Genomic DNA, 22,062 nt, shown 5'->3' with positions numbered 1-22,062 from the left:
GGTATCCGTCGCCCTGTTCGTTCAGGAGGCGATCTCCTGGTAGGCGGCGAAGAGGAGCGACTGGTCGGGCGCGAGCATCACGGTCGGTTTCGCGAGGTCGTCGAGCACGATGAACCGCAACTGGCCGGCGCGCGCCTTCTTGTCGCGCTGCATGGTGGCGAGCAACGTGTTCCACCGCCCGGCGGGATAGGAGGTCGGCAGGCTCAACAGGTCGAGCACCCGCTTGTGCCGGTCGGCGACCTCGTCGGAAAGGCGGCCGGAGAGGCGGCCGAGCTCGGCCGCGAACGACATGCCGACCGCGACGGCTGCGCCGTGCCGCCATTGGTACCGCTCGGCGTGCTCGACCGCGTGGCCGAGGGTGTGCCCGTAATTCAGGATCTCGCGCAGCCCCTGCTCGGTGAAGTCCTCGGAGACGACGTCGGCCTTCATCTGGATCGCGAGCTCGATGACGCGCCGGAACTCGGGGGTCGCCGGGTCGGTCGCGACCTCGGGGTCGGCCTCGATGATGTCGAGGATCTCGGGGTAGCGGAGGAAGCCCGCCTTCACGATCTCGGCGAAGCCGGCGAGGATCTCGTTCTTCGGCAGCGTGTCGAGCACGTCGAGGTCGCAGATCACCGCGGCGGGAGCGTGGAAGGCCCCGACGAGGTTCTTGCCCTCGTTGGTGTTGATGCCGGTCTTGCCGCCGACGGCCGCATCGACCATGCCGAGCACTGTGGTCGGCACCTGCACGACGCGCACTCCGCGAAGCCACGTCGCCGCGACGAACCCCGCGAGATCGGTGACCGCTCCCCCGCCGAAGCCGACGATCGCGTCGGTTCGAGTGAAGTCGGCCTGCCCGAGCACCTGCCAGCAGAACGCGGCGACCTCGACGCGCTTGCCGGTTTCGGCGTCGGGCACCTCGGCGAGCAGCACCTGGTACCGGTCGGAGAGCGCTTCGCGCAGCTCGGCGGCGCGGGCCCCGAGCGTCGCGGGGTGCACGATGAGCACTTTCGTCGGTGCCGTGCCGAGCGCCTCGCCGAGCTCGGCGATCACGCCCCGGCCCACGACCACGTCGTAACCCGATTCGCCGCCGACGCGGATGCTCGTTCGTGCCTCGTCTACCGTCATCGTGTTCCTCCGAAGTGCTCGGTGATGTCCTCGACGATCCGTGCGACCGAGCGGCGCGAGGTGTCGATGCCGAGATCGGCCAGTGCTGCGTAAATGGGGCGGCGCGCCTCGAGAATCGCCGTCCAGCGTTCGAGCCCGCCGTCGGCGAGAAGGGGACGATTGCCGCCGGCGAGTCTGGGGGCGACTGCCGCTGCCGAAACCTGGAGCCAGACTACGGGCAGGCCGGTCAGGTCGTCGCGAGTGTCGGCGTGCAGCACGGCGCCGCCGCCGACCGAGATGACCGCCTCCTCACGGAGCGCCTCGGCGACGACCTCGCGCTCGACGATGCGGAAGTACTCCTCACCCTCGCGTTCGAAGATCTCCTCGATCGGTCCGTAGCGCTCGACGATGCGCAGATCGGTATCGATGAACGGTGCACCGACGGATGCCGCGAGCCGCTGTCCGACCCGGGACTTGCCCGCGCCCATCGGGCCGACGAGCACGATCGGCAGGGCGAGGCGGCTCGTCTCAGACACCGTCTGCCGCGGCATCCGCCGACGCGACCGCCGTACGGAGGGTTTCGGGAATCGCCGCGAGGTAGGACTCGAGGTTGCGGCGCGTCTCGGCGACCGAGTCGCCGCCGAACTTCTCGAGCACCGCGTTCGCGAGCGTGAGGGCCACCATGGCCTCGGCGACGACGCCGGCAGCCGGAACGGCGACGACGTCGGAGCGCTGGTGGTGCGCTGCGGCGGCCTCCCCGGTTGCGACGTCGACGGTCGGCAGTGCGTGCGGGATGGTCGCGATCGGCTTCATGCCGGCTCGCACGCGCAACACGGTGCCGGTGGACATGCCGCCCTCGGTCCCGCCCGCGCGATCACTCGAACGCGAGATGCGCCCGTCTGCGACGTGCAGCTCGTCGTGGGCCGCAGAGCCGCGTCGTGTCGTCGTGAGGAAGCCGTCTCCGACCTCCACGCCCTTGATGGCCTGGATGCCCATGAGCGCAGCGGCGAGCTGAGAATCGAGCCGGCGGTCCCAGTGCACGTGGGAACCGAGGCCGGGCGGCACACCATAGGCGAGCACCTCGACCACGCCGCCGAGGGTGTCGCCCTCTTTGTGGGCGAGATCGACCTCGGCGACCATGGCGGCCGAGGTCTCAGGGTCGAAACAGCGCAACGGATCGCCGTCGAGCCGGTCGACGTCGTCTGGCGTGGGCAGCGGCCGCCCCTCGGGCACTCGCACCGGCCCGATCGCGAGGGTATGCGCGACGAGTCGGATGCCGAGTTCTCCGAGGAACGAGCGGGCGACGGCACCGAGCGCGACACGGGCGGCGGTCTCACGGGCGCTCGCCCGCTCGAGCACCGGCCTGGCCTCGTCGAAGCCGTACTTCTGCATGCCGACGAGGTCGGCGTGCCCCGGCCTCGGGCGAGTCAGCGGCGCTCCGCGACCGCGCCCGAGCTTGGCAGGGTCGATCGGCTCTGGGCTCATGACCTCTTGCCACTTCGGCCACTCCGTGTTGCCGATGCGCAGCGCGATCGGACTGCCGAGGCTCAGGCCGTGCCGCACGCCACCCGAGATCGCGAGTTCGTCTTGCTCGAACTTCATGCGAGCGCCCCGCCCGTAACCGAGTTTGCGGCGCGCGAGGTCGGCGCGAATATCGTCGAGCGAAACGGGGATACCGGCGGGAAGACCCTCGAGGATCGCGACGAGCTCAGGGCCGTGCGACTCTCCGGCAGTGAGCCAACGGAGCATGCTCCCATCCTTCCACAGGCTCACGCACGAGACTTGCGCATGACGTACGCGCGGGGACGTACTCGATCAGCTGACGGCGTCGCGCATGACGGCGAGCACGCGCTCTTCATCGTCGAGGGCGATGCTCGGGTCGCCATGCACGAAGATGCGCACCTGGAGCAGCGCCTGGTGCAGGAGCATCCCCAGGCCGTGCACGACCGTGCCACCGCCGGCGAGCCAGCTTGAAGCCAGCGGCGTCGGCCACGGATCGTAAGCGACGTCGAGCAGGGCGGCGTTCGAGATGAGCGCAGCGGATGCCGCGACACCGAGGTCGGAGGCGCCGGGAATCGTGCTCACCACCACCTCGCCTGCTTCGACCGCCGCGAGATCGGAGATCGCGCCTTCGATGACCTCGACGCCGAGCTGCGACCCGAGCTTCACGAGTGCCGCCGCCGCACCCGGCCGCCGCACGAGCACCTGCACGCGGCGCGCCCCGAGCTGCGCCATGGCGACGAGCGCCGATGCTGCGGTGGCGCCGCCACCGAGTAGCAGTCCGTCGGTGATCTCGTTCACGCCCACGTCGCGCAGGGTGCGCACGATGCCGCCCACGTCGGTGTTGAACCCTCGCCTGACTCCCTCATCGAAGAGCACAGTGTTCGCTGCTCCCGTGAGCGCCGCGACCTCATCGACGGTGTCGAGCAGCGGCAGCACCTCCTGCTTCAGCGGCATGGTCAGCGAGAGACCGCGCCACTCGCCCTCGCGGCTCGCGATGAAGTCACGCAGACCGGCCCCATGCATCTCGATCGCGCTGTACTGCCAGGGAAGACCGAGCAGTTCATAGGCGGCTCGGTGCAACGCCGGGCTCTTGGAGTGCGAGATCGGCGAGCCCAGCACGGCAAGCCGGCGGGGCTCATTCACAGTACGAGGCGTTCTCGTCTTGCGCGCACCATTCCTGCAGGCGTGCCACGGCGGCCTCGTGCTCGTCGACGGTTGTCGAGAAGACCGTCTCACCAGATTCGAGGTTCACCGGCACGAAGAACAGCCAACTGCCGTCCGCCGGGTGGATCGCGGCGTTGATGGCGACGTCGCCCGGGTTGCCGATCGGGCCGACCGGTAGACCGGGGTTCGCATACGTGTTGTACAGGTTCGAGGCGTCGGCCCGTTCCGCGTCGGTGGTCCAGACCGTGTGCGTGTTGCCGGTACCGTATGCCACGGTCGCGTCGGATTCGAGATTGATCCCCTGGTCGAGTCGGTTCTGGAATACACGCGCGACCTTCGGGAAGTCGGCGACGTTCGATCCCGCTTCGCGCTGCACGATCGAGGCGAGCACGATGGTGCGCCAGCGCTGATCGGCTGGCACCCCGGCCGTGTCGAGTGCTTCGAACTGACGATTCACGAGCGTCTGCAGCACGGTGTGCGCGTCGAGCCCCGGCTCGAGGGTGTACGTCGCCGGGAAGAGGAAGCCCTCGAGCGTCGTCGCTTCGGCCGGCAGCCCGTAGCTCGCGGGCGGCTCGGCCGCCGCCGCCTGCAGCTCTTCGATGGGCACGCCGGAGCCTTCGGAGATCGCGACGAGCGCGTCGGGCAGAGCCGTGCCCTCTGGAATCACGAAGGTGTTCTCGAGTTTGTTCGCAGGATCGACCAGGGCGTCGAGTGCTGCCTGCGCACTCATCCGCTCGGCGAGCTGATAGGCGCCGGGGTGGAACTCCGGCTCGGGGGTCTGCTCAAGCAGCAGATCGTAGAACGCGTCGTACGAGGCGGTGACGCCCTCATCGACGAGGTTCTCGGCGATGCTCGATCCGGTGTCGCCGTCGTGGATCATGAACACGAGCTCGCCGGTTCCCGTGCCGGAGTAGTCGGCGGCCGGGGAGAAGCGCTCGATGAGCGCGTTGATCGGCCCCTGCAGGAAGAAGAATGCACCGGCGCCGAGCGCGATGACAACGATCAGGGCGACGAGGCATCCCCATGCACCGCGTTTCTTGGGCTTCTCGGGTTCGTAGGGGTCGGATGTCACGGCGCGGCGCTCCGCCCGCGACGGTCGCGCCGGCCCTGGTTCCTCGGGCGCCGGCATCTCGGGCGCCGGCGTCTCGGGCGCCGGCGTCTCGGGCGCCGGCGTCTCGGGCACTGCCGCAGCCCAGTCGTGCGTCGGTACCGGGCGTTCCGGTGGTGCTGCAGCCCAGTCCGGCATCGGTACCGGGCGTTCCGCCGTCGCGGCTTCCGCTTCGGCTGCGCGCCGTTGCTCCGCCTCGCGGGCCTCGCGCCGGGTCATCGGGCGGTCGTTTGCGCCGCCCTGGGGCGGCCCGGCGGAAGCGACGCCTGGTGCGGGCGCGGCATCCCTGCGACCCGGTGGCGACGTCGGCGGCTTGCCCGCGAGCATCGCGTGCCAGTCGGTTGCGGCGCGGGCGGCTGCGTCGTCGTTGTGCTCTGGGGGGAGCTGGGTCACAGGGGGGATGGCCCTTCGTCAGTGTCGATCGTGCGGCCGGGCGGGCGGCCAGAGGTGCGTTCAGCATCGATGGCGTGTTGCAAAATGATAACGGCTGCAACTTGGTCGACGATGGGACGCTGCTTGCGCGTCGACTTTCCCGCCGCACGAAGGGCCTGCTGTGCGCTCACGGTCGAAAGGCGTTCGTCGACCAGCCGCACGGCGGCTCCGCCGCTGGCGAGCCGCTCGGCGAAGGCCACCGCGTCGTCGGTCGACGGGGTCGCGGCACCCGAGAGCGACAGGGGGTTGCCGACGACGACCTCGATCACGTCGAGTTCGCGCGCGATGTCGAGGATTCGACTCACGTCGGCGTCACCGTCGGCTGCGCGGGGAACCGTTTCGATGGGGGTCGCGAGCAACGCCCCGGCGTCGCAGCGTGCCACACCGATGCGCGCTCTGCCGACGTCGACGCCGAGTCTCACCCCGAGTCGCACGAGCGCTACCCGCGAAGCGCCGAGCGCGCCGCATCGAGCGCCGCGGGGATCGCCGCGAGATCGCTGCCGCCACCCTGAGCGAGGTCGGGCTTGCCGCCGCCACCGCCCCCGAGCACTCCGGCCATGGTTTTCGCGAGCGCACCGGCGTTCGCACCGGCATCGCGAGCGGCCGGCGAAGTCGCCACGATTGCCACTGGCTTGCCGCCGACCTCGGCGGTCAGCGCAACGACGGATGCCGCGTCGCCGAGCTGCGCCCGCACGGCGAGCGCAAGCGCGCGCAACTCGTCACCGGAGCCGAGCGCTCCGACGTTTTCGGCGACGAGCAGCACCTCTCCGGTGCGCACGGCCTTGGCTGCCAGAGCCGGCACACGGTCGTTCAGTGCCCGAGCCTCGAACGTCTGGATGCGCTTCTCGGCTGCTTTGAGGCTCGACACGAGCTCGCCGACACGGTCGACGAGCTGCTCCGGCCGGGTCTTCAACGTCGAGGTGAGTTCGGAGACGAGCGCGCGCTCCGATGCGAACCGCCTGAACGCGTCGAGGCCGACGAGCGACTCAACGCGGCGATTCGAGGCGCCGACGGATGACTCGCTGACGATGTTGATGATGCCGACTTCGGAGCTCGTCGCCACGTGCGTGCCGGCGCAGAGCTCACGCGACCACGGGCCGCCGATGTCGACGACGCGCACGACATCGCCGTACTTCTCCCCGAACAACGCCATCGCACCGAGGGACTTCGCCTCATCGAGGGGCATCTCACGGGTGACGACCTGGAGATTGTCGCGGATCGCGGCATTCGAGATCTCCTCGATCTCGCTGCGGGTCTCTGCAGACAGGGCTGAATTCCAGCCGTAGTCGAGCCGGAGGTAGCCGGCTTTGTTGAACGAGCCTGACTGGTGGGCGTTCGGGCCGAGCACCTGCCGGAGCGCCGCGTGCACGAGGTGCGTGCCCGAATGCGCCTGAGTGGCGCCGCGACGGTACTGCTCGTCGACGAGCGTGGTCGCCGGCACGCCGACGCCGACTTCGCCGGAGGTCACCTTGACGGTGTGGCTGATGAGGCCCTTGATGGGCTTCTGCACATCGAGCACCTCGAGCTCGAAGCCGTCGCCGACGATGCGGCCCTGATCGGGCGCCTGTCCGCCCGACTCGGCGTAGAGCGAGGTCTCGGCGAGGATCACCTCTGCGGTCTGCCCGGCGGTCGCGAAGGGAACGGGCCGGCCGTCGACCAACAGGCCGAGAACCGTCGAGCCCGTGGCGAGCTCGGTGTAGCCGGTGAAGATGGTCTCGCCCTTGGCACGGAAGTCGGCGTAGACAGAGAGGTCGGCGAGCACCTTCTTCTTCGACTTCGCATCGGCCTTCGCGCGGGAGCGCTGCTCGGTCATGAGGGTGTCGAACGCGGCGCGATCGACGGCGAGGCCGGCTTCATCGGCCATCTCGAGGGTGAGCTCGATCGGGAAACCGTAGGTGTCGTGCAGGAGGAACGCGGTGTCTCCCGCGAGTTCGGCCCGCCCCGAACCCTTCGTCTTCGCGACGGCGAGGTCGAGGATCGACGTTCCCGCCGTAAGGGTGCGGAGAAAGGTCTCCTCCTCACCGATCGCGAGCTGTTCGATGTGCGCGTAGTCGGTCGCGACCTCGGGGTAGGCGGACTTCATCGCGTCACGGGACGCGGCGAAGAGTTCGCGGAACGTCGGGCCCTCGACGCCGAGGAGTCGCATGGCTCGGATGCTGCGGCGCAGGAGACGACGCAGGATGTAACCGCGTCCCTCGTTCGACGGGCTCACACCGTCGCTCATGAGCATGAGTGCCGAGCGCACGTGATCGGCGATGACGCGCATGCGCACGTCGTCGTCGTGGTTCGCGCCGTAACGGCGACCCGAGATCTCGGCCGCCCGATCGAGCACGGGACGCACCTGGTCGATCTCGTACATGTTGTCGACGCCCTGCTTGATGAACGCGACGCGCTCGAGGCCCATGCCAGTGTCGATGTTCTTCTTCGGCAGCTCTTTCACGATGCGGAAGTCGGTCTTCGACGTCACGTCATCGATGAGGTACTGCATGAACACGAGGTTCCAGATCTCGACGTACCGGTCGTCATCGGTCGCCGGGCCGCCGTCGATGCCGTACTCGGGGCCGCGGTCGAAGAAGATCTCCGAGCACGGGCCGGCCGGGCCGGGCTGGCCCGTATGCCAATAGTTCGTGTCTTTGCCGAGGCGCTGGATGCGCTCTTCGGGAAGACCCGCGATCGACTTCCAGAGCTGGATCGCCTCATCGTCGTCTTCGTAGACGGTCACCCACAGGTCGTTCGGGTCGAAGCCGTAGCCGCCGGCATCCTCTCCGGTCGTGAGCAGCTCCCACGCCATGCGGATCGCGCCCTCTTTGAAGTAGTCGCCGAAAGAGAAGTTGCCGCTCATCTGGAAGAAGGTGCCGTGACGCGGCGTCTTGCCGACCTCTTCGATGTCGTTCGTGCGGATGCACTTCTGCACGCTCGTCGCCCGCGGGTACGGCGCGGGTACGAGCCCTGTGAGGTACGGCACGAAGGGCACCATGCCGGCGACCGTGAAGAGCAACGTCGGGTCATCGGACACGAGCGACGCCGAGGGCACGACGGTGTGTCCGCGCTCGGCGAAGAAGTCCAGCCAGCGCTGGCGGATGTCGGCAGTCTGCATGTTTCCGTTCTCAGTCTTGCCCGGGGCAGCCGGGCCATCAGATTCGCGTGCGGCTGAGGTCGCGTCGGCTCAGAGCGACGCGGGCGTTTCGCCCTGCTCGGCGCGGATCTCCGCGTCACGTGCGTGATAGCCCTCGGCGATCGCGTGACCGAAGGCGCGGGCCTTCGCATCCACTGTGGAGAAGAAGTCCCGCCCCTGCTTGGTCTGGTTGACCTGGTGCGCGACGGCGAATCCGGCCGCGACGCCGACGGTGAACCACAGAATGCTCTTCACGAGGTGTTCCTGCTCCCTGATCGATTTATCGCCGACGCGGTGCGCTCGGCACGCCTCGGACCAGTCTAGTGGCCGGGCACGAGCCCTCGCCGAGTACGCGACAGGGGCCGCGGGAAACCCCGCGACCCCTGTCGGAACTGCTCTGCGTCAGCGAGCGGCGTAGTACTCCACGACCAGCTGCACGTCACAGGTCACGGGGACCTCGACGCGCTTCGGACGACGGAGCAGCTTCACCTGGAGCTTGTCGAGCTCGACCTCGAGGTAGCCCGGGAGCTTGGGCAGCACGTCGACGTGACCGCCGGCGGCGGCGACCTGGAAGGGCTCGGTGCCCTCGCTGCGTGCCTTCACGTGCACGAGCTGGCCCGGCTTCACGCGGAACGAGGGGCGGTCGACGAGCTGACCGTCGACGAGGATGTGACGGTGCACGACGAACTGGCGGGCCTGCGAGATGGTGCGGGCGAAGCCGGCGCGCAGCACGATGGCGTCGAGACGCATCTCGAGCAGCTCGACCAGGTTCTCACCGGTCAGGCCGTCGGTGCGACGGGCCTCGTTGAAGGCGATGCGCAGCTGCTTCTCGCGAATGCCGTACTGGGCGCGCAGGCGCTGCTTCTCGCGCAGACGCACCGCGTAGTCGCTGTCCTGCTTGCGCTTGGTGCGGCCGTGCTCGCCCGGGGCGTACGGACGCTTCTCCATGTAGCGGGCGGCCTTCGGGGTGAGGGCGACGCCGAGCGCACGGGAGAGGCGGGTCTTGCTACGTGACTGGTTCGACACGAATGTCCTTTCGGAAGAATCTCAAGTGAATTTCACGGCGCGATCATGCGCCGAAAATCTGTGTCAGAGGGATTCGCCAAGGGTGCATCGGCTACAGATCGCACCCATTCGCCGGTGATCCTCTCGCAGCCGCGCTCGAGAATCAGGCTTCAGGCCAACGGAAATGATACCACGGGGCCCGGTCGCGACCCAACAGACCGCGAGCGTGCGATCGACATCAGCCCTCGCCCCGCACGATGCGACGCAGCTTCGCGAGTCGCGCCGACACCGCGCGCTCGTTGCCGTGCTCGGTCGGCTCGTAGTAGACGGCGCCGCGCAGCGAGTCGGGCAGATACTGCTGCTCGACCACACCGATCTCGTCGTTGTGCGGGTAGCGGTAGCCCTTGCCGTGCCCGAGCCGTTTGGCACCCGGGTAGTGCGCGTCGCGCAGGTGCTTCGGCACCCGGCCCGCCTTGCCCTCGCGCACATCGGCGATCGCCTGGTTGATGCCGAGGTAGGCGGCGTTCGACTTCGGCGCGGTCGCGAGATGTACCACGGCCTGTGCGAGGGGGATGCGCCCCTCGGGCATGCCGATGAGCTGCACGGCGTCTGCAGCGGCCACCGCGACGCCGAGCGCGCTCGGGTCGGCGAGCCCGATGTCTTCCGAGGCGAGCACGATGATGCGTCGGGCGATGAACCGTGGATCTTCGCCGGCCTCGATCATGCGGGCGAGATAGTGCAGCGAGGCGTCGACGTCGCTGCCTCTCACCGACTTGATGAACGCGCTGATGACGTCGTAGTGCTCGTCGCCGTTGCGGTCGTACCGCAGCAATGCGCGATCGACGGCGCGCGCCACGATATCGGTGGTGATCACGGGCGTGACGGATGCCGCGGCACGCGCTTCACCGTCGCTCTCGTCGGCGTCGGCGCCCGCGGCTTCGCCCTCGTCATCGGCATCGCCTTCACCATCGGCGGGTTCGGCGGTCGCGGTCTCTGCGGCCGGAACCGACTGCGTCGCTGCGACCGCTGCCGCCTCGAGCGCCGTGAGGGCCCGCCGCGCATCGCCCGATGCGAGCCGGATGATGGCTGCGCGCGCCTCGGCGTCGAGCATCACTCGACCGCCCAGCCCGCGCGGATCGGCGACCGCGCGGTCGACGAGCACCCCGAGGTCGTCGTCGGTGAGGAGTTCGAGTGTCAGCAGGAGCGACCGCGACAGGAGCGGGGAGATCACCGAGAACGACGGGTTCTCGGTCGTCGCGGCGACGAGGATGACCCAGCCGTTCTCGACTCCCGGCAGCAGGGCGTCTTGTTGCGCCTTCGTGAAGCGGTGGATCTCGTCGAGGAAGAGCACCGTCGACAGCCCGTAGAGGTCACGGCTGGCACGTGCCTCTTCCATCACCTGGCGCACGTCGCGCACCCCGGCACTGACCGCGGAGAGTTCGACGAACTTGCGGCCGGAAGATCGCGCGATCGCCTGCGCGAGCGTCGTCTTGCCCGTGCCGGGCGGCCCCCAGAGGATCACGGAGACCGAGCCCGACTCCCCCGTGCGGTCGCCCGCGAGCGCCACGAGCGGAGAGCCGGGGGTCAGCAGATGCTTCTGCCCCGCGACCTCGTCGAGACTCGTGGGGCGCATGCGCACCGCGAGGGGGGTCGCGCCGGAGCGCAGCCCCGGGCCGGAATCCACCATGCGATCCAGCGTAGTCGCGGCATCCGACACCGGAACCGGACCAGGACCACGCCGCAGGCACCCCGCGACGTCCCCCGCGACGGCCGGGATCGCTACCTCGAACGGAGCGGCGATTGGTATGCGCACCGGCGCTTGCGTAGAGTCGGCTCGCAGGAGTCCCGAGAAGGAGCATGCGTGGCATCGAACGACCGGCTGGCGCGCGAAGAGCGAGCGCGCCTTCGCACCTACCAGGCACGCCAGGAAGTCCACACGCGAAAGCAGCGCCGGCGTACGCGCGACAACGTCATCGCGGTGCTCGCACTCGTGGTCGTGCTGGCCCTCGCGACGGGCGCCCAGCTCTTCTACTTCAGTGGCGGTCCGGGCACTCCCGAGCCCGTCGCGTCCGAGACGCCGACCCCGACCGCCACGCCGTCGGCCGACGAGAACCAGGGCGACGTGCCCTCGGCCGACCTCGCCGAAGGCCGCACGTGGACCGGCACGCTCACCCTCAACGAGATCCCCCTTGGCATCGAGCTCGATGGTGCGGCCGCTCCACAGGCCGTCTCGAGCGAGATCAGCCTCATCCAGACGGGCTTCTACACCGGCACGAGCTGCCACCGCCTCACGACGGAAGGCCTCTGGGTGCTGCAGTGCGGTGACCCGGCCGGTGACGGCAGCGGCGGCCCGGGCTACAGCTACGGTCCGGTCGAGAACGCGCCGGCCGATGCGCTCTACCCGGCCGGCACGATCGCGATGGCTCGCCAAACCGGCGCGGGCTACAGCCACGGAAGCCAGTTCTTCATCGTCTACGAGGACACGACACTCGATGCCGACGCGGCCGGCGGTTACACGATCATCGGTCACGTCACGAGCGGCCTCGACGAACTCCGGGCCGGCATCATCGACGCCGGCATCAGCGAGGCCGGTCAAACGGACGGCACCCCAGCGGTGCCGACCACGATCACCTCGTTCACCATCCAGTGACGGCCGGCCCCGCCATTCGGCGGTGCAATAGGCTTGATGCCGTCATCGCCGCCTGCGGGCGGCATCCGACCTATGACAGGGTGAGGCCGTGACCGATTCAGAGCAGCAACCGTGGGGCCGCGTCGACGAGACGGGTACCGTCTTCGTGCGCACGAGCGACGGCGAACGAGCCGTCGGGCAGTATCCCGACGGCTCGGCTGAAGAGGCACTGGCCTACTTCGAGCGCAAATACGCCGATCTCGCCGGGCAGGTGGGCCTGCTCGAGCAGCGCGTTCGGCGCGGTGCACCGGCAGCGGACGTCGCGAAAGCCGTCACCACGCTCCGATCCTCGGTCTCCACTGCCAACGCGGTCGGCGACCTCGAATCGCTCGCCCGTCGTCTCGAGGCGCTGTCTGGCACGACCAAAGAGCTGACCGAGCAGCAGCAGGCCGAGACGAAGGCCGCAGTCGCCGAGGCGGTCGCAGAACGCACCGCGATCGTCGAAGCCGCCGAGGCGCTCGCCGCCGGCGACCCGGCGAAGACGCAGTGGAAGCAAGCGACCGCAGAGCTCGACGAGCTGTTCGCCCGCTGGCAGAGCCACCAGCAAGACGGCCCCCGCCTGCCCAAGACCGAGGCCAACGAGCTGTGGAAGCGGTTCCGTGCTGCGCGATCGACGATCGAGACGCACCGCAAGGCGTTCTTCGCCGAACTCGACGCCGCGCACCGCGACGTGCGCACCCGCAAGCAGGCGCTCATCGAACGCGCCGAGGCACTCGCGCCTCGCGGCGCCGACGCAGTGGGCGACTACCGCAACCTGCTCGACGAGTGGAAGCTGGCCGGCCGCGCCGGCAAGAAGCTCGACGACGCGCTGTGGGCGAAGTTCAAGGGGGCGGGCGACGTGCTCTTCAACGCCAAGGCTGAGATCGACGCGCAGGAGGATGAGAGCTACCGCGCCAACCTCGACGAGAAGCTCGTGCTGCTGACCGAGGCCGAGACGCTCCTCACCGAGAAGGACCCGAAGCAGGCACGCGCCGCGCTGAACAAGCTGCAGCGCAAGTGGGATGACCTCGGCAAGGTGCCCCGTGATCAGGTGCGTGTCGTCGAAGATCGTCTGCGCAAGGTCGAGAACCACGTGAAGTCGCTCGAGGAGGAGCGCTGGCAGCGTGAAGACCCCGAGAAGAAGGCGCGGTCCGAGGGCATGCTCGGGCAGCTGCACGACGCCATCGAGAAGCTCGAGGCCGAGCTCGCCGTAGCAGAGGCTTCGGGCGACGCACAGGCCGAGGCATCCGCTCGCGAGGCGCTCGAGGCACGGCGCGCTTGGCTGAAGGCCGTCGGCGGCTGAGATCGGCAGGCGGCGGCGCAGGCGCCGCTACCGACTCGTGCGACCGATTCGCCCTCGATCGACTCGCCCTCGACCGTCGGCTGCACTCGCCGTTCTCCACAGATCGCGCACGGCCGAGCGATTCGCGGTACGGATGCTGCAGCATGAGGTCATGGCCAAGCTTCCGACGGTGCTCAGCACCGACGATCTCCCGCTCGCCGAGCTCTACGCTGCACGCATCGACGGTGAGCTGATCGCGATCGACGAGGTGTGGGCGCCTGTCGACGAGCCCGATCTACCATCGCTTCGCGCTTCTGCCGTGGCGCTGCGTGCGCCGCGTGCCCTCGTGATCGAGCGCTACTCAGCGGCCTGGGTGCACGGTGCGTTGCCCGCTCCCCCGGCGCTCGCACAGTTCTGCGTGCCGCGCACCTCGCGCATCGCGGTGATCTCGGCTCGACGCCTCGTCGTGCGAGAGGTGGTGCTGGCCGAGGCCGACATCGTGGACTTCCCGCATGCGCGATGCACCTCGGTCGTCCGCACGGCGTTCGATCTGTTGCGGGAACCTGGCCGCGACGACCTCCGGCCGGAGCAGGTCGTCGCCGAGCTCTGTGCTACCCGCGCCTGGCTGGTCGGCGAGCTCCGCGGCAGGTTCTCCGCAGCGAACCGGCTGCCCCATCGCGCGCTCGCGCTCGAACGGCTCGATCGCATCGGCATGAAGTTTCGCGCCATGGGCGACGACGCCGGTCTCACCGCCGCTTCACCCGTCAGCCGTCGCTGACGCGATAGACGTCGTACACCGCGTCGATGCGACGTACCGCGTTCAGTACGCGGTCGAGGTGGGTCGTGTCGCCCATCTCGAATACGAAGCGGCTGAGCGCAAGCCGATCGGTGGAGGTCGACACGTTCGCCGAGAGAATATTGACGTGATGCTCCGAGAGCACTCTGGTCACGTCGGAGAGCAGTCCGGCCCGATCGAGAGCCTCGATCTGAATCTGCACGAGGAAGACGCTCTTCGAGCTCGGCGCCCACTCGACCTCGATCATTCGCTCGGGCTCTTGCATGAGCGATTGCACGTTGTGGCAGCTCGCCTGGTGCACCGAGACGCCCGCGCCGCGGGTGACGAACCCGACGATCTCGTCGCCCGGTACCGGCGTGCAGCATCGCGCGAGCTTGACGAGGATGTCTGGCGCACCCCGCACGAGCACCCCCGAATCCGATTGCCGCGGCAACGGCCGCGACCGCACGGGCATCGGCAGATCGGGCTCGTCGCCTTCGTCGACATCGCGCACGAGCGCGACAACCTTCTCGAGCACCGACTGGGTCGAGACGTGGCCCTCACCGACTGCTGCGTACAGCGATGACACGTCGTCGTAGCGCAGCTGGGCGGCGACCTCGGCGAAGGACTCCTGGCTCATGAGCTTCTGCAGCGGCAGGTTCTGCTTGCGCATCGCACGTGCGATCGAATCGCGACCCTGTTCGATGGCCTCATCGCGGCGCTCTTTGGTGAACCACTGCCGGATCTTGTTGCGTGCGCGCGGGCTCTTGACGAAACCGAGCCAGTCTTTGCTGGGGCCCGAATCGGGGTTCTTCGAGGTGAACACCTCAACCACGTCGCCGCTCGACAACTCGCTCTCGAGCGGTACGAGCCGCCCATTGACCTTGGCGCCCATCGTGCGGTGGCCGACCTCGGTGTGAACGGCGTACGCGAAGTCGACCGGGGTCGCTCCAGCGGGCAGCCCGATCACTCGCCCCTTCGGGGTGAAGACGTAGACCTCTTTCGCCCCGATCTCGAATCGAAGGGAGTCGAGGAACTCGCCTGGATCGGCGGTCTCCGCCTGCCAATCGGAGATGTGCGCGAGCCAGGCCATGTCGGTCTCGTTCTGACCGGGCTTCTCCGCTGCACGACTCCCCGCCATGCGCTCCTTGTACTTCCAGTGCGCGGCGACGCCGTACTCCGCGCGCTGGTGCATGTCGTGGGTACGGATCTGGATCTCGACCGCGCGGCCCTTCGGACCGATGACGGTCGTGTGCAGCGACTGGTAGAGGTTGAACTTGGGGGTGGCGATGTAGTCCTTGAACCGGCCGGGCAGCGGGGTCCACCGGGCATGGATGGCACCGAGCACCGCGTAACAGTCACGCACGGAGTTCACGAGCACCCGAATGCCGACGAGGTCGTAGATCTCGTCGAAGTCGCGGCCACGCACGATCATCTTCTGATAGATCGAGTAGTACTGCTTCGGTCGGCCGACGACCTTGCCGCGGATCTTGCCCGTCTTCAGATCATCGGTGACGAGATCGATGACGTTCTGCACGAACTCTTCACGCTGCGGCGTGCGCTGCTTGACGAGACTCTCGATCTCGGCATAGAGCTTCGGATAGAGCACGGCGAAGGAGAGGTCTTCGAGCTCCCACTTGATCGCCTGGATACCGAGTCGGTGCGCGAGCGGTGCGTAGATCTCGAGCGTCTCGGTCGCCTTGCGTGCAGCCGATGCGGCCGGGACGAAGCCCCAGGTGCGTGCGTTGTGCAGCCTGTCGGCGAGTTTGATGATGAGCACCCGGATGTCTTTCGACATCGCGACGATCATCTTGCGAACGGTCTCGGCCTGCGTCGAGTCGCCGTACTTGACCTTGTCGAGCTTCGTGACCCCGTCGACGAGCATCGCGATCTCGTCGCCGAAGTCGGCCCGCACCTGGTCGAGGGTGTACGCGGTGTCTTCGACGGTGTCGTGCAGCAGGGCTGCGGCGACGGTCTTCGAACCGATGCCGAGGTCGGCGAGGATCTGCGCGACCGCGATCGGGTGTGTGATGTACGGCTCACCGCTTTTGCGCTTCTGACCTTCGTGCGCGCGTTCAGCGACCGTGTACGCGCGCTCGATGAGTGAGAGGTCGGCCTTCGGGTGGTGCATGCGCACCGTGCGCATGAGCGTGTCGACGGCACCGGAAGGCTGAGCCTTCGAGAAGATGCGGGGTACCAGACGGCGCAGCGATGCCGTCGAGTTGACACCCGTCTCCGTCATCGATCACCTCCGAAACTCAATTATCGCCGCTCCGGAGGCCTCGACATGCCATATGGCGCACGCCGAACGCGAACATCATGCGGTGGGCAGCGCCTCGGCCCCATTCGAAACGGATGTCGCGCGCTCGCGCTCCTTCAGCACCTTCTGGTCGTGACGGCTGATCGCCGGCTCCCCCTCGCGGAGCTGCGAATACAGCGGAGCCGCGACGAAGACCGTCGACCACGTGCCGACGAGGATGCCGATCAGAAGTGCGAGCGAGATGTCGCGCAGTGTGTCAGCACCTAGGACGCCCGCACCGATGAAGAGGATCGCCGCGACCGGGAGCGCAGCCACGACGCTCGTGTTGATCGAGCGCACAAGAGTCTGGTTGACCGCGAGGTTCACGGACTCCGCGAACGTACGGCGGGACTCCTGACCGTCTTCGGCGGTGTTCTCGCGGACCTTGTCGAAGACCACGACGGTGTCGTAGAGGGAGTAGCTGAGGATCGTCAGGATGCCGATCGTCGCTGCCGGGCTGATCTCGAAGCCGACCGCGGCGTAGATGCCCACGGTCACGACGAGGTCGCCGATCAGCGCGAGGATCGCCGCGAGCGACATCTTCCAGGTGCGGAAGTACAGCGCCATGATGATGCCCGCGAGCAGGAGGAAGGCGACGAGGCCGACGAGCGCCTGCCGGGTGACGTCCGCACCCCAGCTGGGTCCGATGAACGAGGAGGTGACCTCGGACTCGGGAACGTCGTAGGCCTCGGCGAGAGCACCGGTCACGTCCTGCGAATCAGATTGGTCGAGCTGGTCGGTCTGCACACGCACACCGGTGCCGCCGACGATCGCGACATGCACCTCGGCGTCGGGAACGACGGAGTGCACCGCCTCGATGGCGGGCTCAGCCGTGGCGTTCTCGACCTCAGCGATCTGGAACTGGGATCCGCCGCGGAACTCGATGCTGAAGTTGATGCCGGTGAGGAGCGGCACGACGATCGACAGCAGGATCAGGATGCCCGCGATCGTGTACCACTTCTTGCGGCCTCCGACGAAGTTGAAGGAGCGCTTGCCGGTGTAGAGGTCGTTGCCGAAGGTCGTGAGACGGTTCGCCATCAGGACTCCTTCCCTTCGTCGGACGAATCGGAGGCGCCGACTGCTGCAGATGCCTTCCGTTCGGCGATCGTCTGACGGCGCTGCGCTTCTTTGGCGCTTGCCGCGGTCTTCTTCGCCGGCTGTCCGACGGGCTTGCGGAACTCGGCACGACCGCGGTACACGGCTCCAAGTGCGTTCGGGTCGAGGCCCGACCAGGAGTTGCCGCTGGAGAAGAAGCGGGTCTGCGCGAGCAGCTGCAGCATCGGATGCGTGAACAGGATGACCACGACGACGTCGATGATCGTGGTGAGTCCGAGTGTGTACGCGAAGCCCTTGACGCTGCCGACGGCGAGCACGAAGAGCACGACGGCCGCGAGCAGGTTGGTGGCCTTCGACGCGAGCACGGTTCGGAATGCGCGCTTCCAACCGGCCTCGACCGCACCGACGAGTGGCCTGCCGTCGCGGAGTTCGTCTCGAACGCGTTCGAAGTAGATGATGAACGAGTCGGCGGTGAAGCCGATGGAGACGATGAGGCCGGCGATGCCGGCAAGCGACAGGCGGTATCCCTCACGCCACGACAGGATCGTGATCATCAGGTAGGTGATGATGCCCACGATCACGAGCGAAGCGATGGTAACCGACGCGAGAGCGCGGTACTGGAAGATCGTGTAGATCACCACGAGGATGAGGCCGATGAGGCCGGCGATCAGGCCGGACTGCAACTGCGAGGTGCCGAGGGTCGGCGAGATCGTGTCGGAGGACTGCACCGTGAAGCTGAGAGGCAGCGCGCCGAACTTCAACTGGTCGGCGAGCGACTTCGAGGACGCCTGGTCGAAGTCGCCGGTGATCTGCGGCTTGCCGTCGGTGATCGCGCCGTTCATCGAGGGTGCAGTGAGCACAGCGCCGTCGAGCACGAACGCGAACTGGTCGCGCGGCGTCTGGCCCTGAAGGCCGTACAGGCGGGTGCTGACCGCGGCGAAGTCTTCGGTGCCCTGTTCGTCGAAGACGATGTTCACGGCCCACTGGCCGGTCGTCGCGCCGGTCGAGGTCTGCACCATGCCGTTGGTGGCGTCGACGATGTTCTCGCCGCTCGCCTCCACAGGGCCGAGCAGGTACTTCGCCGTACGATTCACATCGCAGGTGACCAGCGGTTCATCGGCAGGTGCGACGTTCGTCGACGCCTCGTCGAGCTGCGAGCAGTCGAAGTCGTCGAACTGCTGCTGCAGCGCCGGCGTGATCCACGAGGGGTCGCTGCCATCTGTCGGCACTGCAGTCGGCGTCGACTCGAGCTCTTCGGCGGGCGCTTCAGTCGGCGACGGGCTCGCGCTGGGATCGGCCGAGGTCGTGGTCGCCGCGTCGGCGAGCAGCACAGCTCGGAGCTCGAGCTTCGCTGAGGCCTGGATACGGGCACGGGTCTGGTCGTCGAGTTCGCCCGGAATGCGGACGACGACGTTGTCACCCTCGGTGTTGATCTCCGCCTCGGCCACACCGGACGCGTCGACGCGCTGACGGATGATGGAGACGGCCTGATCGAGCTGCTCCTGCGAGACGTCCGCCCCGGTCTCGACCTTCGGCGCCAGTATGATCTGCGTGCCGCCCTCGAGGTCGAGCGCGAGCTTCGGTGCCCACGACCCGTCGCCCCAGATGACACCGGCTGCGTTGATGCCGAAGAGCAGAGCGATGATGATGCCCAGCCAGGTGAGTGATCTCCATGCCTTGCGCACAGGGGTCGGCCGGGATGACCGCTTCGATGGTGCAGCCACGTGCTCCGCTTTCTCTGCAGGAGCCCGCGCGACAGCGCGCGGGCCCAGCCTCGGGGTGAGTCTTAGTCGTCCGACTTCTTGGTGTCGGGCGTCTCGTCGGTCGTGTCGCCGGGAGTCGCATCGGGCGCGGAGTCGGCAAGGCGCTCTCCGAACTCGGGCTCGCCGTCGACGGATGCCACGGTCGCATCGACATCGTCGACCTTGGGCTCGACGACGCGGGCGATCGTCTGACGGTGCACGGTGAGGATCGTGCCCGGCGAGGTCTCGAGCAGCACCTGGTTCTCTTCTTCGTCCATCGAGAGGATGGTGCCGAAGACGCCGAAGTTGGTCATCACCTTCGCGCCCGGCTGCACCTTCGACTGCAGCTGCTCGGCGTCAGCCTTGCGCTTACGCGAGTTGCGGAACATGAAGAAGATGAGCACCGCCAAGACGGCGAGCATGATGATGGTGAACGGATCGAACGTCATGAGGGGGAGGTACCTTCCGGGGTGCGGCGCGCGCACGAAGTCATCGGTGCTGAGTGGTCAGCCTCAATGGATTATAGGTCATCGATCGGAAGAGCCGTTGCCGAGTCGGGTGCATTCGCGGCGAGACCGAAGTGCCGCCACGCCTCGGGGGTCGCCACTCGGCCCCTCGGGGTGCGGGTGATGAGCCCGATGCGCACGAGGAACGGCTCGACCACCGCTTCGATGGTCTCCGCCTCTTCGCCGACCGACACGGCGAGCGTGTTCAGCCCGACGGGGCCTCCGCCGAACCGCGTGAGGATCATCTCCATGACAGCCCGGTCGAGCCGATCGAGCCCCAGCGGGTCGACGTCGTAGAGCTCGAGCGCCGCGCGCACCGCCGTGATGTCCGCCTTGATCGCCCGCCCAGAGTCTGCCGAAGGATGCACGAGCGCGTAGTCGCGCACGCGCCGCAGCAGGCGGTTCGCGATGCGCGGCGTGCCCCGGCAACGGCCCGCGATCTCGGCGAGTGCCTCACGGTCGACGTCGAGTCCGAGCATCGTGCCCGCACGCGCGAGCACCTGTTCGAGTTCGGCCTCGTCGTAGAACTCGAGGTGCGCGGTGAAGCCGAACCGGTCACGGAGCGGGTTCGGCAGCAGGCCGGCGCGAGTGGTGGCGCCCACGAGCGTGAACGGTGACAGGTCGAGCGGCACGGACGTCGCTCCGGCCCCCTTGCCCACCATGATGTCGATGCGGAAGTCCTCCATCGCGAGATAGAGCATCTCTTCAGCCGAACGCGCCATGCGGTGGATCTCGTCGATGAAGAGCACCTCACCGGGCACGAGCGAGCTGAGGATGGCGGCGAGGTCGCCGGCGTGCTGGATCGCCGGCCCGCTCGACATGCGCAACGGCCGGCCGCCCTCGTACGCCACGATCATCGCGAGCGTCGTCTTGCCGAGTCCTGGAGGGCCGGCGAGCAGGATGTGGTCGGGTGTGCGCTGCTGCAGGGTCGCGGCAGTGAGCAGCAATTGCAGCTGACCGCGCACCCGCGTCTGCCCGACGAACTCGCCGAGGCTCTTCGGACGCAGCGCGCCCTCGAACGCGAGCTCGGCCTCGGAGGCGAGCACCGGGTCGGTGAGGTCGAGCTCACCGCCGCCGTCGAGATCGTTCTGGCTCATCGCGAACGACCCGCCTGGTGCGCCGGCCCCAACCGGGCGAGCGTCAGCCGCAGCAGCGTGGGCACGGACGTCGCTTCGAGGTCGGATGCCGCGGCGACCGTCTCGTCGACGGCCTCGGCCGCGACCCGCTCCGACCAGCCGAGGCCAGTGAGCGCTGCGAGGACGCTGTCGCCGGCGCTGCCTGCCACGATCGTGGTCTGCGGCGTCGCCGTCACTGCAGCGATGAGCTTGCCGGCGAGCGAGACGGTGATGAGTTTCGCCGTTTTCGGACCGATGCCGCTGACCTTGCGGAAGACGGCGTCGTCGTCGCGCTGCACGGCCTCGGCGATCTGGCCGGGCGAGAGCGACGACAACACACCGAGCGCCGATTTCGGTCCGACACCGGTGACGCCGATCAGCAGGTCGAAGACCTCGAGCTCGTCTCGGGTCGCGAAGCCGAAGAGGGTCAGCGAGTCTTCACGCACGATGAGCGTGGTGTGCACGGATGCCTCGTGGCCCTCGCGCACCGAGAGGGCGAACGCAGGGGTCGTGTTGACGTGGAAGCCGACCCCGCCGACCTCGATCACGACCGAACCACCGGCTGCTGCGAGCACGCGGCCACGAAGAGAAGAGATCACCGCTTCAGCCTACGGGCCGCCCCCGACACGGCGGCGGAGCGTTCAGCGGCGAGCCACGCTCGCTGCGCCGGCGTGAGCGCCGAGTCGTCGACGGACGCGTCGGCGCTGTCGCGCACGGCGGCCCCGGCGACTCCCCCGGTGCGCCAGGCGTGACAGATCGCGAGGGCGAGCGCGTCCGCGGCATCCGCTGGTTTCGGCACCTCGGCGAGGCCGAGGATGCGCGCCACCATGGCCCCGACCTGCTTCTTGTCGGCTCGACCGTAGCCCGTGATCGCGGCCTTGACCTCGCTCGGGGTGTGCAGAGCGACCGGGAGCGCCCGGCGAGCGGCGATCAGCATCGCGACGCCCGAGATCTGGGCGGTGCCCATGATCGTCGAGACGTCGCTGCGCGCGAAGACCCGCTCGAGTGCGACGGCCTGCGGCCGATGCTCCTCGATGATCGCTTCGAGTCCCTCGGCGATGCGCGCGAGCCGGCGTGGCGTGTCGAGGTCGGCGGGCGACCGCAGCACCACGACGTCGACGAGGCGCGCCGTGCGGTTCGGATCGACGTCGACCACACCCACGCCGCATCGCGTGAGGCCGGGGTCGATGCCGAGCACGCGCACGG

20 protein-coding genes are annotated in these 22,062 nt (G+C 68.3%); 3 read left to right on the top strand and 17 right to left on the bottom strand.

From position 1 onward, the window contains the following. Positions 1–21: 21 nt before the first annotated feature. The 10 genes from aroB to AC1C2S_RS17110 form a co-directional block, all read right to left on the bottom strand. Positions 22–1,107 (bottom strand): 3-dehydroquinate synthase, encoded by a 1,086-nt coding sequence (gene aroB, locus AC1C2S_RS17155; protein ID WP_495353809.1) that lies wholly within the window; start codon positions 1,105–1,107, stop codon positions 22–24. Then, a complete protein-coding gene (locus AC1C2S_RS17150; RefSeq protein WP_495353808.1) occupies positions 1,104–1,637 on the bottom strand; it encodes a shikimate kinase in 534 nt (177 codons plus the stop codon). Before AC1C2S_RS17150 ends, aroB begins: the two co-directional genes overlap by 4 nt. Further along, positions 1,615–2,835: a chorismate synthase gene (aroC, locus tag AC1C2S_RS17145; protein WP_495353807.1), complete on the bottom strand. Its 1,221-nt coding sequence runs from the start codon at positions 2,833–2,835 to the stop codon at positions 1,615–1,617. Before aroC ends, AC1C2S_RS17150 begins: the two co-directional genes overlap by 23 nt. Positions 2,836–2,901: 66 nt before the next feature. Then, on the bottom strand, positions 2,902–3,732 hold the full coding sequence (locus AC1C2S_RS17140; RefSeq protein ID WP_495353806.1) for a shikimate dehydrogenase: 831 nt from the start codon (positions 3,730–3,732) through the stop codon (positions 2,902–2,904). After that, positions 3,725–5,254, bottom strand: a complete 1,530-nt coding sequence (mltG, locus tag AC1C2S_RS17135) for an endolytic transglycosylase MltG (RefSeq protein WP_495353805.1) — start codon at positions 5,252–5,254, stop codon at positions 3,725–3,727. Before mltG ends, AC1C2S_RS17140 begins: the two co-directional genes overlap by 8 nt. Then, positions 5,251–5,727, bottom strand: a complete 477-nt coding sequence (ruvX, locus tag AC1C2S_RS17130; RefSeq protein ID WP_495353804.1) for a Holliday junction resolvase RuvX — start codon at positions 5,725–5,727, stop codon at positions 5,251–5,253. Before ruvX ends, mltG begins: the two co-directional genes overlap by 4 nt. A gap of 5 nt (positions 5,728–5,732) precedes the next feature. After that, positions 5,733–8,390, bottom strand: a complete 2,658-nt coding sequence (gene alaS / locus AC1C2S_RS17125) for an alanine--tRNA ligase (protein ID WP_495353803.1) — start codon at positions 8,388–8,390, stop codon at positions 5,733–5,735. 69 nt (positions 8,391–8,459) lie between these two features. Beyond that, entirely contained in the window at positions 8,460–8,663 is a 204-nt protein-coding gene (locus tag AC1C2S_RS17120; protein ID WP_495353802.1) for a hypothetical protein, read from the bottom strand. A gap of 147 nt (positions 8,664–8,810) precedes the next feature. Further along, positions 8,811–9,434, bottom strand: coding sequence for a 30S ribosomal protein S4 (rpsD, locus tag AC1C2S_RS17115; RefSeq protein ID WP_495353801.1), 624 nt, complete (start codon positions 9,432–9,434; stop codon positions 8,811–8,813). A gap of 217 nt (positions 9,435–9,651) precedes the next feature. Next, positions 9,652–11,100, bottom strand: a complete 1,449-nt coding sequence (locus AC1C2S_RS17110) for a replication-associated recombination protein A (RefSeq protein WP_495353800.1) — start codon at positions 11,098–11,100, stop codon at positions 9,652–9,654. 174 nt (positions 11,101–11,274) lie between these two features. Between AC1C2S_RS17110 and AC1C2S_RS17105 the strand changes: the two genes are divergently transcribed. From AC1C2S_RS17105 to AC1C2S_RS17095, 3 genes are all read left to right on the top strand, one after another. Next, complete coding sequence (locus AC1C2S_RS17105; protein ID WP_495353799.1) at positions 11,275–12,063, top strand: peptidylprolyl isomerase; 789 nt, start codon at positions 11,275–11,277, stop codon at positions 12,061–12,063. Between the two features lie 88 nt (positions 12,064–12,151). After that, complete coding sequence (locus tag AC1C2S_RS17100; RefSeq protein WP_495353798.1) at positions 12,152–13,384, top strand: DUF349 domain-containing protein; 1,233 nt, start codon at positions 12,152–12,154, stop codon at positions 13,382–13,384. 151 nt (positions 13,385–13,535) lie between these two features. Next, complete coding sequence (locus tag AC1C2S_RS17095; protein WP_495353797.1) at positions 13,536–14,141, top strand: hypothetical protein; 606 nt, start codon at positions 13,536–13,538, stop codon at positions 14,139–14,141. On the opposite strand, the gene AC1C2S_RS17090 is transcribed toward AC1C2S_RS17095, so the two are convergent. The 7 genes from AC1C2S_RS17090 to ruvC form a co-directional block, all read right to left on the bottom strand. Continuing rightward, a complete protein-coding gene (locus AC1C2S_RS17090) occupies positions 14,128–16,380 on the bottom strand; it encodes a RelA/SpoT family protein (protein ID WP_495353796.1) in 2,253 nt (750 codons plus the stop codon). The two genes, AC1C2S_RS17095 and AC1C2S_RS17090, sit on opposite strands and share 14 nt — an antisense overlap. Positions 16,381–16,455: 75 nt before the next feature. Continuing rightward, entirely contained in the window at positions 16,456–17,475 is a 1,020-nt protein-coding gene (gene secF, locus AC1C2S_RS17085; RefSeq protein ID WP_495353795.1) for a protein translocase subunit SecF, read from the bottom strand. Further along, positions 17,475–19,217, bottom strand: coding sequence for a protein translocase subunit SecD (gene secD / locus AC1C2S_RS17080; RefSeq protein WP_495353794.1), 1,743 nt, complete (start codon positions 19,215–19,217; stop codon positions 17,475–17,477). Before secD ends, secF begins: the two co-directional genes overlap by 1 nt. A gap of 62 nt (positions 19,218–19,279) precedes the next feature. Continuing rightward, complete coding sequence (gene yajC / locus AC1C2S_RS17075) at positions 19,280–19,684, bottom strand: preprotein translocase subunit YajC (protein ID WP_495353793.1); 405 nt, start codon at positions 19,682–19,684, stop codon at positions 19,280–19,282. 71 nt (positions 19,685–19,755) lie between these two features. Then, positions 19,756–20,838 (bottom strand): Holliday junction branch migration DNA helicase RuvB, encoded by a 1,083-nt coding sequence (gene ruvB, locus AC1C2S_RS17070; protein WP_495353792.1) that lies wholly within the window; start codon positions 20,836–20,838, stop codon positions 19,756–19,758. Further along, complete coding sequence (ruvA, locus tag AC1C2S_RS17065; protein WP_495353791.1) at positions 20,835–21,455, bottom strand: Holliday junction branch migration protein RuvA; 621 nt, start codon at positions 21,453–21,455, stop codon at positions 20,835–20,837. Before ruvA ends, ruvB begins: the two co-directional genes overlap by 4 nt. Then, positions 21,452–22,060 (bottom strand): crossover junction endodeoxyribonuclease RuvC, encoded by a 609-nt coding sequence (ruvC, locus tag AC1C2S_RS17060; RefSeq protein WP_495353790.1) that lies wholly within the window; start codon positions 22,058–22,060, stop codon positions 21,452–21,454. Before ruvC ends, ruvA begins: the two co-directional genes overlap by 4 nt. Positions 22,061–22,062: the final 2 nt, after the last annotated feature.

The organism is Agromyces sp. Y782, assembly GCF_059445405.1.
The sequence above is the reverse complement of the archived record's forward strand: the minus strand, read 5'-3'. Positions and strand labels throughout refer to the sequence as shown.

What these genes read in the sequence shown, in the direction of transcription:
- aroB (WP_495353809.1), bottom strand. Translation starts at nt 1,107, where the DNA reads ATGACGGTAGACGAGGCACGAACGAGCATCCGCGTCGGCGGCGAATCG.
- AC1C2S_RS17150 (WP_495353808.1), bottom strand. Translation starts at nt 1,637, where the DNA reads ATGCCGCGGCAGACGGTGTCTGAGACGAGCCGCCTCGCCCTGCCGATC.
- aroC (WP_495353807.1), bottom strand. Translation starts at nt 2,835, where the DNA reads ATGCTCCGTTGGCTCACTGCCGGAGAGTCGCACGGCCCTGAGCTCGTC.
- alaS (WP_495353803.1), bottom strand. Translation starts at nt 8,390, where the DNA reads ATGCAGACTGCCGACATCCGCCAGCGCTGGCTGGACTTCTTCGCCGAG.
- AC1C2S_RS17110 (WP_495353800.1), bottom strand. Translation starts at nt 11,100, where the DNA reads ATGGTGGATTCCGGCCCGGGGCTGCGCTCCGGCGCGACCCCCCTCGCG.
- AC1C2S_RS17095 (WP_495353797.1), top strand. Translation starts at nt 13,536, where the DNA reads ATGGCCAAGCTTCCGACGGTGCTCAGCACCGACGATCTCCCGCTCGCC.
- AC1C2S_RS17090 (WP_495353796.1), bottom strand. Translation starts at nt 16,380, where the DNA reads ATGACGGAGACGGGTGTCAACTCGACGGCATCGCTGCGCCGTCTGGTA.
- secF (WP_495353795.1), bottom strand. Translation starts at nt 17,475, where the DNA reads ATGGCGAACCGTCTCACGACCTTCGGCAACGACCTCTACACCGGCAAG.
- yajC (WP_495353793.1), bottom strand. Translation starts at nt 19,684, where the DNA reads ATGACGTTCGATCCGTTCACCATCATCATGCTCGCCGTCTTGGCGGTG.
- ruvB (WP_495353792.1), bottom strand. Translation starts at nt 20,838, where the DNA reads ATGAGCCAGAACGATCTCGACGGCGGCGGTGAGCTCGACCTCACCGAC.